Here is a 13058-nt window from a genome sequence, read left to right as displayed (position 1 = left end):
TTTCACTTTGTTTTAGTGCATCATAGCTATGTGAAAACTAGATTTGGCTAGATTCCTTTTATGCTCCTATTTCTCTTGTATAGTTTGCTTTTCATCATTTCTTTGAATTCCTAATTTTAAAGAGTATTATAAATTATCACTAGCATACCACTCTGCAAATGAGGTGTCTGTTTCCTGCAATTTTAGAGAATGAAGCTTAATAACCTCTGGCAATCGACTTATGATTTTTCTAGCAAAATCAATGACCATGTTCTCACTTGTAGGCTGATAATCAACTAAAATTACATGATGCCCGCGCGTTTTTAATTCGTTAGCCAATTCAATATGTGGGGTTGTTTCGTTAAAAACGGTGGCATGATCAAACTGATCGACGATTTCTTCCTTTACAATTTTTTTTAAATCTGAAAAATCAATCACCATCCCAAATTTCACATTAGTTCTATCAGTAATGGGTTTACCAATAACGGTAACCGACAATTTATAGCTATGACCGTGAACGTTTTTACATTTTCCGTCATAACCATAAAGGGCATGCCCGGTTTCGAAACTGAATTGTTTGGTAATTCTAATGTTACTCATTGTAATGATTTTGATGCAAATTTAGTGAATAGAAATGATTCTATTTTGAATTTTACAATTTGCTTTTTTAAAACGAAAAAAATGTATATTTGCCACTTAATGGGGGATTAGCTCATTTGGCTAGAGCGTCCCGATGTAATCGGGAAGGTTGTCAGATTTTGTTGCTTCTTTTTAGTTGTATATCAGCTGGTTACAGTGTGCCGATGTAATCGGTAAAGTCTTAGTTTTTAATTATTTATATTGGGGATGTAGCTCAGCTGTTTAGAGTGTACCGATGTAATCGGTAAAGTGGCGGGTGTTAATTATTTATATTGGGGATGTAGCTCAGCTGGTTAGAGTGCTTGCCTGGCAGGCAAGAAGTCGTGGGTTCGAGTCCCATCTTCTCCACAAAGTCCCTAATTTGGGACTTTTTATTTTTATTATGTTTTACGTATACATATTATATTCAAAAACTGTCGATAAATATTATGTTGGTTCTTGTCAAAATATTCAAGAACGATTGAATAATCATTTGAATAGTAGAAGTAAATACACAAAAATTGCTAAAGACTGGGAGTTAAAATACTCAGAAAGTTTTGATTCCAGAAGTGAAGCCTGCCGTAGAGAAATGCAGATTAAGAAAATGAAAAGTAGAAAATATATTGAAAGTCTGTTAGGGCCTAAAGATTAGAGTGTCCCGATTGCAACAGGGAAAGTCGTCGGTTCGAATCCGATATTCTCCACAAGAAAAAACGCAACATTCAAAGTGTTGCGTTTTGTTTTATAAGTTATCCTTAATTTTTTTTGCTAAAGCTTCGAATTCTTCTTTTTCTAACTTTACTTTATTCTGAAAACGCATTTCGTCCATTTCGTTAAGCGGAATTAAATGTACGTGAGCATGAGGAACTTCAAGTCCGATAACTGCCATTCCTACTCTTTTGCATGGAACCGCTTTTTCGAGTGCAATTGCCACTTTCTTAGAAAATTGCATTAAAGCCAAATACTTTTCATCTTCTATATCAAAAATCTTATCTATTTCGGTTTTAGGAATGCATAATGTATGCCCTTTAGCATTTGGATTTACATCTAAAAAAGCTAAAAAACTATCATCCTCAGTGATTTTATAACAAGGAATTTCTCCGTTTACTATTTTTGTAAAAATACTTGCCATTGTAGTTAGTCTCTTGAAATTTCTAATATTTCAAATTTTAAAACTCCGTTAGGTACTGTTATTTCTGCAATATCGCCAACTGATTTTCCTAGTAAACCTCTACCAATTGGCGATGTCACCGAAATTTTTCCTGCTTTTAAATCGGCTTCGCTTTCAGCTACCAGCGAATATTTCATTTCCATTCCGTTGGCCTGATTTTTAATTTTTACATTAGACAAAACCAATACTTTAGAAACATCAAGATGCGTTTCATCAATAAGCCTTGCATTAGAATGTACTTCTTCTAATTTGGCAATTCGCATCTCTAGCATACCTTGTGCTTCTTTCGCGGCGTCGTATTCTGCATTTTCAGATAAATCACCTTTGTCTCTTGCTTCTGCTATGTCTTGAGATGCTTTTGGTCGCATCACTGATTTTAAATAATCTAATTCTTCTCTTAATTTTTTTAATCCTTCTGCTGTGTAATAAGATACTGCGCTCATAATTTCCTCGTTTATATAAATAGAAAAAATCCCATCGGGACGGGATTTGTAGCTACAAAGATACATTATTATTTTTAATATTAAAATTATATGTTAATCCTATTCAAACCAAAGCGAAATAATTTAAATTTGTTTGTATTATTACCATATTTTAAATGAAAAACTTTTTATTTTACTTATTTTTAGTCGGTTTACTAATTGGATGCTCAGGAGATTCGGTTCGAAATAACAATCCTTACATTCCAAGTTATAATTTTTCGTATGTCATTAACCTAAATTTAAATACTCCATTAACAATTCCTGTAAACCCTGTTATTGTAACAGAGCCTACTGGAATTAGTATGATGGTTATGAAAATTACCGATACCGATTATAGAGCGTGGAATGCCAACTGTCCCAATCAAGCAATTAGTTCTTGTTCGAGATTAATTATAAAAGAAGATAAAGTGAATGCAAAATGCACTTGTGAAAATTATGAATACAGTTTGTTTACAGGAGTTGGCTCAGCGAAATATACTATGATTCCTTATCAAGTTGAGGTATTAGGAAGTGATTCTATTCGCATTTTTAATTAAAAAATAGAAAATCCTGAAAATATAAACTTTCAGGATTTTTTGTCAATTAAAATTTTAAAGTTAATCCAGCTAGAAAATTGATTCCTGCTTGTGGATAATAATAGATAAATCCTCCCCCATAGTCGGCTCCATTTGAAACGTATTTTTTATCAAGAAAATTATTCACAAGTCCAGTAAAAATAATAGATTTAAAAATACTATTTGAATTTAACTCATAAGTAATATTAAAATCGTTAACAAAATAATTTGGAAGTTTTGACTCCTTTGAATCAATATTATTTAGGTATTGTTCTCCGACAAATTTTGATAGCCATGCAATTTGAACGTTTTGAATAGGTTTAAATGCCAAAATATTCCCGCCAATGATTGAAGGAGAAAAAGCAATAGTCGTTTTACCTAAATTTTCCAAAGTAGCATCATTAACAAAATCAAGATTTTTATTTTCACTCAAAGTAAAATTTGGACGAATATTCCATCTTTCGGACAACTGTAAAGACAAATCTACTTCTAAACCAAATCTATAACTTTCTCCGACATTGGTTCGAATTGGGGCTCCAACATCATTAAGCTGACCTGTTAAAACCAACTGATCCTTGTACAACATCAAATAACTATTGACATTCAATTTCACATTCTCTTTGGCATATCTCCATCCTAACTCAAGGTCATCTAGTTTTTCAGGTCTTGGATTTCCGTTTTCGTAGTCGTTTCGGTTGGGTTCACGTTGAGCTTTGGCATACGAAAAATAAAAATTATTTTTTTGGTTTAAAGTAAAAGTAATTCCCGCTTTTGGATTGATGAAATTAAAAGTGTCGTTCACAATTCCAGTGTCTTGACCATTGGCTTTAAATCCAACATTTCTGTATTGAATATCCCCAAAAAGCCTCCATTTTGTAGTTAAATCATAATTCAGCTTAGCAAAAACATTAACATCAGTTTTATTTGAAAAATCATCATAATAACGGTCTCTGATTTCGCTTTGCGATGCATATTCAGCCCAAATGATTTCACCAAAATGAGCTCCTTCATACTTGTTTGCTCCTCCGCCCAAAATAAAATCTACTTTTTCTTTTTTATAGTTTAAGGAAAATGTAGTGCCATAAAAATCATTGTCCAGCCAACGACGACGAATTAAATCAGTCACATCGATAGTTTCTCCGCCCAAAGAAATTGGATTTAAACCATAATCAGCAAAATCTTCGTCTTCTTTGTATTGTTCAAAATAGCCTTTACCTTTGGTGTAATGAAAAGCTAGATTCGTGCTCCAATTTTCATTCCAACGTTCATTCCAATGCAATTGGTAATGATCTTGTTGATAATTATCTGTTTCATTATCATAGAATTTCATATTTCCTTGATCATCAAAATACATTCCCGCCACATTAAAAGTTCTATCATTTCTTAGTTTTTCAGCATCTTCTAAACCATACCAGGCTTGATAAGTTTGTTGAATTCCCCCGAAAGCCAATGCTTTAATTAAGGTTGTTTCGCCAACATACGTTCCTTGTAAAAAATAAGATTTTAAATCAGAAGAAGCTCTGTTGATAAAACCATCAGAAGCAATATTGGATAAACGCCCTGCTATTTCAAATTTATCATTAATTAAACCGGTGCTAAATTTAACAGTATGCTTTCTGGTATTAAAGCTTCCGAAGGAATTAGAAATTTCGCCGCTGCCTTCTTTAGCATACGAATCGGTTAGCACGTTTAAACTTGCTCCAAAAGCTCCCGCTCCATTGGTTGAAGTTCCAACACCTCGCTGCAATTGCAAACTTTCGGTCGAGCTGGCAAAATCGGGCATGTTGACCCAAAATGTTCCTTGGCTTTCGGAATCGTTATAAGGAATTCCGTTTATTGTAACGTTAACTCTTGTAGCATCGCTCCCACGAACTCTTATACCTGTATAACCAACACCATTTCCAGCATCAGTAGTAGTAACAACTGATGGTAAATAATTCATTAAAATAGGGATGTCTTGACCTAAATTTCGAAAAGCAATTTCTTTTTTATCTAAATTGCTGAAACTTATAGGTGTCTTTGAATTTATTCTAATGGCAGAAACCAATACCTCATCAAGTGCATTCACTTTTGTTGAATCTTTTGGCTTTTCTTGTGAAAAAGTGATAATAGAGAATAGAAGAAAGAAAATAGATAATAAAATTGGCGTCTTTGCGCCTTTGCTCCAGAAGTTTCGGGATTGCGCCTTTGTAACTAAAATAGTATTCATCCGTAAAAAGTTTTACGAATAAAAGGGGGAATTATTCTTTTGTTAAATTAATAAATGATTGTTTCCTATGACAAATAAATAGCGTGCACTCTATAATTTTGTCATTTTTTCCCTTAACAGCATTACCTGTTCAGGTTCGTTGGGTATAATCTCAGCTCGTTATTTAGAGCACCCCTTTGAGACAGTGCAAATCTAAAAAAGTTTTTTTGATTTTATTTGTTAAAATAATTTTTTAGAAGAAAAAAAATATAAAACATTAAATATCAACTAGTTTAAGTCAGGTCTTTTTCTTAATTTTTTAATTTCAGATAAGTTTTTCTTATCTTTAATTCTCTTTTTTATGACCGATTTAGGGATTTTTGTCACTTTTCTAATTTTAGGTACTATAAGTCCTGTAGTAATTATATTTAGAAACCGTTTGGTTACAATCTCTTTGTTTTTAAGCTGGCTTCTATCTTCATCGCAGTTTAAAATTAAGTTGCCTTCTGCCGTTAATCGTGAAGCTAGTTTTGTTTCTAAATGCCATTTTTCTTCATCTGAAAAGACTTTTGAATTTTTTAAATCAAAACTCAAAACAACCTTTGATGAAACTTTATTCACGTTTTGTCCTCCTGCCCCAGAACTACGAACCGCCTTGAATTGTAACTCCGATATTATTTTATCTTTTTCCAAAATTATTGTGGTTGATGTGCTGTTTTTAGCAAATCATTTACTGTTTTTACTGGATTAAATGTTTCTATAGGAACTTCTACAAAAACAGTCATCCATTTAGCCATAGCGCCGTTCCATAAACCTGGTAATTCATAGGCTTTTAAGTCTCTTCCGTTTTTATTTTTTTCTACAATAAAACCTGCAGATGAATCAATATACTCTAATAAATTGAATTTATTGCCTTTGTAATCTTTGATTCCGCAAACTAAATCTACTGGATTAAAATGTGTAGAACTCTCTAAAATCCACTTCTGATTTAGGTTTTGTAAATCTATTTGAGAAGTTTCTATAATTTGCAACGATACATTTCCTTTTTGGTCTTGTACCCAAAATGGACCGCCTCCAGCTTCACCTTCATTTTTGACCATACCACAAACGCGTATAGGTCTGTTTAAAATATTTTTAATGTAAACAATCTTATTTTCGTGAGTATATTTTAAAAAGTCTTCGGATATTGAAATGAATAATCTGTTTTGAATAAACGAAAAAATGATTTCAAAATCTTCTTCATGAATTTCCCCGTTTTCAATTTTATTCAAGAAATTAAAAACTTGTTCTTGCAATTCAACAAGAATTCCAGCCAAGCCTTTTTTATATAAAGTAATAGTTTCTAGATGATTCTGAATAACATTATCTATATTTTTTACAAACACAATATCGGCGTCAAGATCATTTAAATTGTCAATCAACGCTCCGTGACCAGCGGGTCTAAAAACTAGATGACCATTTTCATCTCTAAATGGTTCGTTGTTAAAATCGACAGCAATAGTATCTGTTGCTGATTTTTGAACAGTAAAATTAATGTTGATTTTACTATTGAACTTTGATTCTACTTTGTGTTTTACTTGCTCAATTACTGCATTAAATTGTGATTGGTGTTTTTCGGATATTGTAAAATGAAGGTTTGAAACATTGTTCGTTTTAGCATATAATACCGACTCAATGAGATGCTCTTCTATTGGAGTTGCTATATGTGTAGTATACTTATGAAAAGGGAGAACGGCTTTAGGTTTATTAGCAAAATCAAAATGTTCCGATTCTAAAAGTAGTTTTATAAAATGATACTTTTTTTTGTCGCTTTCCCAAGATTGAAAATCAGGGTACAATTCTTTTAATTTCTCATCAATACTTTCAAAAAAAGGAAATTTTTCTAAACCAGTTAAAAAAACAGTTAGGCTTGATGCGTTTTTTCTGTTTACATAGGCGTTTATCGTTTCGTTTTCTATATCAAAATCATTAATAAACTCGCTCAAAAACTTAAACATTCTGCTTGCTGCTCCAGAGGCTGGAACAAATTTTTCAAACTTAATTGTTTTGATTTTTTGGTCTAGTATATTTGAAAATGATTGAAAATCTTCTTTGCTTAATTTTATAATGCCATCATTTTTTATTGCTGGCCGAACTAAAATTGCTTTTGAAATTCCAAATTTAAAAATATTTAAGTGCTTATTAATTGTGTCTAACGGAATTCCTTTTTCATAAATCTGAACAAAATCATAGGAAGTAAACCCCATTTGTTTGGCTTTCTCTAAGTTTTGAATGATTATTTTTGCTTGCTCAAATCTAGAATCAGCATCACCTGAGAGTGTTATAAACGGCTTATTGTTTTCAATTAATGCATTTTTAAAGATAGCAAATGTTTTTTCTCTATCATTAGGTTGATCTCGCAAACCATCCTGTTGCCAAGGCACATCAATATCTGTCAAAAAGAATAAATCGTATTTGTGTTTTCTTGCCGCTTTATTTAGAACTGGATCGCAAAAATTATACACAATTTCCGAAAAAACTTTCGTAACCAATAAAGAAGTATCACAAAAAAGATATTTGTTAGCTGTAAGTAGCGCATCGTTTTCTGCTTTTGTCTGCCCTACTGCTATTGGCAATAAATCTTCTGGCTCACAAATTTGTTCTGTTTTATCTAACTTATTTTCAAGATACTCTCGAGCATATTCAGGAGCCCAAACCGTATCAAAATAATCTGCTAATTGTGAAGCCAAAGTTGTTTTTCCGGAACTTTCAGGACCAAAAAGCGCAAATTTTACTATTGATGTATGTTGTTGTTTAAGATTTTCTTCCATTCTAAATAAGCCGCTATAGCTAAAATTGTAAAAATTAAATATTGCAACGCTAACATTCCTAAACCTCTATAGGCATATAATGGAACAACAATAATGTCGCCAAAAATCCAAAGTGTCCAGTTTTCAATCTTCTTCTTAGCCATATACCACATTGCAGTAAAGAAAATGCCAGAAGTAAAAATATCAATATAATTTTCGAATTTTATTTCATAATCAAAGTAATTATAGATTCCGAAAACTACGAAAATTGTAATAAAAAACAATACAATTCCTATTATTTTTTCTTTACTATTAATTCTTGTGATTGCAAGATTGGTGCCGTTATTGTCTTTTTTGGACCAATTGTACCAGCCATAAACACTCATTACAGAGAAATAAGCGTTTACCATCATATCTCCCAAATATCCAGCAATGTATAGCAAATAGTAGGTTAGAACTGTTGCTAACAATCCTGTTGGATAGACCCAAATGTTTTCTTTTTTTGCAAACCAGACACTCAAAATACCAAATACAAATGCTAAAAACTCAATAACTATTTGAAATACTGTTGCATTTTTATAGGCATTCAAAAAAAACTCTATCATATTTATGTGTTAAAAAAGTTCAAGTCGTTTTCGAAAGCAGTACCAATAACTACCAAGTCTGCTCCAGCATCATACATTTTTTGAATTATTCTCAAATCTGTAATTCCGCCACCAACGATAACAGGCACTCCAATATTTTTAGAAACTAGTGTCACCACTTTTTGAGGAACCGTATAATCAGCTCCGCTTCCCGCCTCTAAATATATTAATTTATTACCCAACATTTCGCCAGCTTGTGCTGTTTGAAGAATATATTCAGCATTATTTCTCGCTAATGGTTTAGTTTGACTCACTCTAGAAACTGCAGTTTCGTTTCCGCTTTCAATAAGAATATAACCAGTGGCAATAACCTCTAGATTAGTCTGTTTTAAAATTGGAATAGCGTTTACATGATGTTCTATTAAATAATCTGGATTTCGACCAGAAATTAGCGAGAGAAATAAAATTCCATCTGCAAAACTTGAAATCTGTGATGGATTGCCCGGAAAAAGAATGATAGGCAACTCACAATCTTGTTTTAATTTTAAAATTAAATCATCTATTTTGTTTGATAAGACTAAGCTACCTCCAACAAAAATATGAGTAGCTGGCGACAAATTTATTTTATCAATTAAAACGGAAGCATTATCTAAATCGACTTTGTCTGGGTCGAGTAAAATGGCTAATAATTTTCGATTTTCGATTTTCGATTTTAAAATGTCTGAATAAATATTTGTCATTTTTTGATATACTGAATACTATTTTTCGAAAGCATAAACTAAGATAAAATTTTGTTTCGCCTGTTCGTTCTGAAAACTTTCAGAACTTGAGTCTATTTCTTTAAAATATATAGAAAATGGTATTTTTAAATTTTCCATGTGAAGCCAAGCTAATGCTTCTTTCCCTTGCATTTGAAAAGAATTTACTTTGATGTTATTTTTAAAACTTATTCCAGGTTCATTTCTGATTTTAAATATCGATTCTTTTACACCCCAAATCACGGTTAGTTTACTAATATAATCTTGAGGCTCTTCTTTATTTAGATAATGAAACTCATAATCAATAAATTTATCGGCAATTCTAATAATTTTTTCACGTTGCATTTCTATATCGATTCCTACTTTTTGATTACTGATAATAAGTGCTGCAAATTCGTGCGAATGAGTTATTGAAATATGATTGCCGTCTTTTAAATGTGGTTTGCCAAATTCGTCATAATACAAATCAAAATCAGTGTAATCGACTTCTTGCAACAATTTTCTAACACTCAGAAAAGCGCATTGATGCAATTGCGATTTCATTCCGTTTAAACGAAGTTTGCTCTTATCGTTGAGTTGGACTTCATTAAACAATTCACTGAAAGTTTCGGTTATTTTCCAAATTAGAATTGTTGTTGAAACGTCATGATTTATAGTTTTAAATAATGGCATTTTGTAACGTTGTTTTTAGCCCCGATAATAGTGAAAATCCTTTTATATTCGTCTCAACGAATATAAAATATTACTTCACAATACTTTCATTTTAATCGGAGTTCAGTGAACTTCGTTTGTAACGAATAGCGGGATTAGCTCCTGAAAAAAATTATTTTATTGATTTTTAATTCTTTACGAAATTAAACAATTCATAAATAGTACAAAATCCTTTTTAAATTATAAGTTATTGCCTAAATTTGCAAAAATTTTATAATTACAAATATACTATAAATGAGTACATCGACTATGCCTTATGTGGCTTTCAAAGTAAAAGACATTTCTCTAGCGGCTTGGGGAAGAAAAGAAATTGAATTAGCAGAAGCTGAAATGCCAGGTTTAATGGCGCTTCGCGCAGAATATGCAACCGAACAACCGCTTGCTGGTGCTCGTATTGCGGGATGTTTGCACATGACCATACAAACTGCAGTTTTGATTGAAACTTTAATTGCTCTTGGTGCTGAAGTGACTTGGAGTTCTTGCAACATTTTCTCTACGCAAGATCAAGCGGCGGCGGCTATTGCGGCTGCTGGAATTCAGGTTTATGCTTGGAAAGGTCTTGACGAAGAATCTTTTGATTGGTGTATTGAGCAAACATTATTTTTTGGTGAAGACAGAAAACCATTGAATATGATTTTGGATGATGGTGGAGATTTAACTAATATGGTTATTGATCGTTACCCTGAATTAATTCCTGGAATTAAAGGATTGTCTGAAGAAACTACAACTGGTGTTCATAGATTATACGAAAGAGTAAAAGCGGGAACATTACCAATGCCTGCTATTAATGTGAATGACTCGGTTACTAAATCAAAATTTGACAACAAATACGGATGTAAAGAAAGTGCAGTTGATGCAGTTCGTCGTGCTACTGATATTATGTTAGCTGGAAAACGTGTTGTTGTTTGCGGATATGGTGATGTAGGTAAAGGAACCGCAGCTTCATTTAAAGGTGCTGGTTCTATTGTTACTGTTACTGAAATTGACCCTATTTGTGCTTTACAAGCGGCAATGGACGGATTTGAAGTTAAAAAATTGTCGACTGTTACGGCAAATGCTGATATAATTATTACTACAACTGGAAATAAAGACATCGTGTTGGAACGTGATTTCCGAGCTATGAAAGATAAAACGATTGTTTGTAACATTGGGCATTTTGACAATGAAATTGATATGGCTTGGTTGAACAAAAACTACGGTAACACGAAAGTTGAAATTAAACCACAAGTGGATAAATATACTATTGATGGTGTTGATATTTTAGTTCTTGCTGAAGGTCGTTTGGTAAACCTTGGTTGTGCTACAGGTCACCCAAGTTTTGTAATGAGTAACTCCTTTACCAACCAAACTTTAGCTCAAATTGAATTATGGAAAAACAGCGCGGCATACAACAATGAAGTGTATATGTTACCAAAACACTTAGATGAAAAAGTGGCGGCTTTGCACTTGGCTAAATTAGGAGTTGAATTAGAAACACTAAGAAAAGATCAAGCAGATTATATTGGAGTTCCTGTTGAAGGACCATTTAAACCGGAGTATTACAGATATTAATCCGATTTATCATTTCGATGACAAAAGAAATCTAACCCTTGCAGCAATGTGAGGGTTTTTTTTAATTTAAAAAGAATAATAATAATTTTTACAAAATGCACCATTTAGAACATTGGGATATTCTCTTATCAAATAGCGTTAATAAAAAAGCTTTTATCGAAATACTACTTTCAGGAAAAGCAACAGAAAAACTAAGTTATCTCAATTCTTTAAAAGGAATGCTGTTTTCAGATATTGCAATAGCAGAATGTATTGAAAGAGAGTACCGATTTGACACTGTTGAAGTTGTAACTGAAACCAATAGAAAATTAAGTTCTTTATCCTCAGGCGAGCGCAAAAAAGCATATTTAATATATTGTTTGAAACAAAAACCAGATTATCTGATTATTGACAATCCGCTGGATCATTTAGACCATGAGTCAAGGAAAAGTTTGAAAGGCAGTTTAGAAAATTTATCAAAAACAGTTCGACTTATTCAGCTTGTAAATCGACATGCCGATTTACTGCCTTTTATTCAAAACAAAGCACAAATAAAAGACAATTCTTTTCGGTTTTCATCAATAAATTCAAACAAAACAGAACAAATACACTTTGAAAAATTAACCATTCCTTCTACAACAAATGCATCTGATGCTGTAGATGAAGTCTTAGTTCAATTTGATGCCGTATCTGTTAATTATGCCAATAAAAAAATAATAAATTCCATTTCTTGGAGTATTAAAAAAGGAGAGTTTTGGCAACTAGTTGGCCCTAACGGTTCTGGAAAAAGCACTTTGTTGGCTATGATTTCAGGAGACAACCCTAAAGGATATGGTCAGAATTTATATTTATTTGGAAAGAAAAAAGGAAGTGGCGAAACCATCTGGGAAATCAAACATAAAATTGGTATTTATGCTTCTGTAATAACCGATTTGTTTCAAAAAAGAGAAACTGTTGAGAATATGATACTCTCTGGTTATTTTGATTCAATTGGTCTGTATACTGAGCCTACGTCTTTACAAAAACAAACTGTAGAGAAATGGCTTTGTTTAATAAATATGAGTGCTTTAAAAAAAACCTTTTTCAACCAGATTTCTATTGGACAGCAAAGAGTTGTCTTAATTATTCGAGCCATAATAAAACAACCGCTTTTAGTGATTTTTGACGAGCCTTTAGAAGGATTAGACGATGAGAATGTGGCTTTAGTGAGTCAGCTTATCACAATTTTAAGAAAAGAAACCACTATTACATTTATATGCGTATCGCATCGAATAGAAAGCACTTTGATTCCTGAATTAATTTACGAATTAATTCCAACTGATAATGGTTCAATAGGTAAAATAAAAGAAGTATTTTAATACAAAAACAACTCTCATAAAAAAACCCGTTTCTATCGAAACGGGTTTTTAATAAGTTTAGTAAATCAATTATGCTTCAAATGGAAGTATAGAAACGTATGATTTATTATCTCTTTTCTTTTGAAATAAAACAACACCATCAACTCTTGCATGTAAAGTATGATCTTTACTTATGTAAACGTTTTCACCTGGATTATGTTTTGAACCTCTTTGTCTTACGATGATGTTCCCAGCAATAGCAGCCTGACCACCAAAAATCTTAACACCTAAACGTTTTGATTCTGATTCTCTACCATTTTTAGAACTACCGACACCTTTCTTATGAGCCATGACGTA

Annotated in this window: 14 protein-coding genes and 1 tRNA gene; 5 read left to right on the top strand and 10 right to left on the bottom strand. The window is 32.2% G+C overall.

Annotated features, from left to right (window positions below; translation table 11 throughout):
• Positions 1–126: 126 nt before the first annotated feature.
• Positions 127–579, bottom strand: a complete 453-nt coding sequence (locus tag ACFQ0S_RS01950; RefSeq protein ID WP_379752645.1) for a 6-pyruvoyl trahydropterin synthase family protein — start codon at positions 577–579, stop codon at positions 127–129.
• A 313-nt stretch (positions 580–892) separates the two neighbouring features.
• Between ACFQ0S_RS01950 and ACFQ0S_RS01945 the strand changes: the two genes are divergently transcribed.
• Positions 893–966, top strand: a tRNA-Ala gene (locus tag ACFQ0S_RS01945).
• A gap of 34 nt (positions 967–1000) precedes the next feature.
• A complete protein-coding gene (locus tag ACFQ0S_RS01940; protein ID WP_379752643.1) occupies positions 1001–1249 on the top strand; it encodes a GIY-YIG nuclease family protein in 249 nt (82 codons plus the stop codon).
• A 90-nt stretch (positions 1250–1339) separates the two neighbouring features.
• On the opposite strand, the gene ACFQ0S_RS01935 is transcribed toward ACFQ0S_RS01940, so the two are convergent.
• Both ACFQ0S_RS01935 and greA read right to left on the bottom strand, forming a co-directional pair.
• Positions 1340–1729, bottom strand: coding sequence for an HIT family protein (locus tag ACFQ0S_RS01935; RefSeq protein WP_379752641.1), 390 nt, complete (start codon positions 1727–1729; stop codon positions 1340–1342).
• A gap of 5 nt (positions 1730–1734) precedes the next feature.
• A complete protein-coding gene (greA, locus tag ACFQ0S_RS01930) occupies positions 1735–2211 on the bottom strand; it encodes a transcription elongation factor GreA (RefSeq protein WP_379752639.1) in 477 nt (158 codons plus the stop codon).
• Positions 2212–2366: 155 nt separating this feature from the next.
• Between greA and ACFQ0S_RS01925 the strand changes: the two genes are divergently transcribed.
• Complete coding sequence (locus ACFQ0S_RS01925; RefSeq protein ID WP_379752637.1) at positions 2367–2786, top strand: hypothetical protein; 420 nt, start codon at positions 2367–2369, stop codon at positions 2784–2786.
• 46 nt (positions 2787–2832) lie between these two features.
• Here ACFQ0S_RS01925 and ACFQ0S_RS01920 read toward each other — a convergent pair whose 3' ends face one another.
• From ACFQ0S_RS01920 to ACFQ0S_RS01895, 6 genes are all read right to left on the bottom strand, one after another.
• Positions 2833–5013 carry a TonB-dependent receptor gene (locus ACFQ0S_RS01920; RefSeq protein WP_379752635.1) on the bottom strand — a complete coding sequence of 727 codons (2181 nt, stop codon included), beginning with the start codon at positions 5011–5013 and terminating at the stop codon, positions 2833–2835.
• Between the two features lie 267 nt (positions 5014–5280).
• A complete protein-coding gene (gene arfB / locus ACFQ0S_RS01915) occupies positions 5281–5685 on the bottom strand; it encodes an alternative ribosome rescue aminoacyl-tRNA hydrolase ArfB (RefSeq protein ID WP_379752633.1) in 405 nt (134 codons plus the stop codon).
• Positions 5686–5687: 2 nt separating this feature from the next.
• A complete protein-coding gene (locus ACFQ0S_RS01910; protein ID WP_379752631.1) occupies positions 5688–7802 on the bottom strand; it encodes a DUF4301 family protein in 2115 nt (704 codons plus the stop codon).
• Positions 7766–8386, bottom strand: a complete 621-nt coding sequence (pnuC, locus tag ACFQ0S_RS01905) for a nicotinamide riboside transporter PnuC (RefSeq protein ID WP_379752629.1) — start codon at positions 8384–8386, stop codon at positions 7766–7768. Before pnuC ends, ACFQ0S_RS01910 begins: the two co-directional genes overlap by 37 nt.
• A 2-nt stretch (positions 8387–8388) precedes the next feature.
• Complete coding sequence (locus ACFQ0S_RS01900; RefSeq protein WP_379752627.1) at positions 8389–9105, bottom strand: geranylgeranylglyceryl/heptaprenylglyceryl phosphate synthase; 717 nt, start codon at positions 9103–9105, stop codon at positions 8389–8391.
• A gap of 18 nt (positions 9106–9123) precedes the next feature.
• Positions 9124–9795 carry a 4'-phosphopantetheinyl transferase family protein gene (locus ACFQ0S_RS01895; RefSeq protein ID WP_379752625.1) on the bottom strand — a complete coding sequence of 224 codons (672 nt, stop codon included), beginning with the start codon at positions 9793–9795 and terminating at the stop codon, positions 9124–9126.
• 273 nt (positions 9796–10068) lie between these two features.
• On the opposite strand from ACFQ0S_RS01895, the gene ahcY reads away from it, so the two are divergent.
• Entirely contained in the window at positions 10069–11385 is a 1317-nt protein-coding gene (ahcY, locus tag ACFQ0S_RS01890; protein WP_379752623.1) for an adenosylhomocysteinase, read from the top strand.
• Between the two features lie 95 nt (positions 11386–11480).
• Positions 11481–12722 (top strand): ATP-binding cassette domain-containing protein, encoded by a 1242-nt coding sequence (locus tag ACFQ0S_RS01885; protein WP_379752621.1) that lies wholly within the window; start codon positions 11481–11483, stop codon positions 12720–12722.
• A gap of 69 nt (positions 12723–12791) precedes the next feature.
• On the opposite strand, the gene rpmA is transcribed toward ACFQ0S_RS01885, so the two are convergent.
• Entirely contained in the window at positions 12792–13052 is a 261-nt protein-coding gene (gene rpmA, locus ACFQ0S_RS01880) for a 50S ribosomal protein L27 (protein ID WP_379752619.1), read from the bottom strand.
• Between the last annotated feature and the right edge of the window lie 6 nt (positions 13053–13058).

It is taken from the genome of Flavobacterium myungsuense (assembly GCF_042677265.1).
GTDB classification, from domain to species: Bacteria; Bacteroidota; Bacteroidia; order Flavobacteriales; family Flavobacteriaceae; genus Flavobacterium; species Flavobacterium myungsuense.
This window is presented reverse-complemented; position numbering and strand designations above follow the sequence as displayed.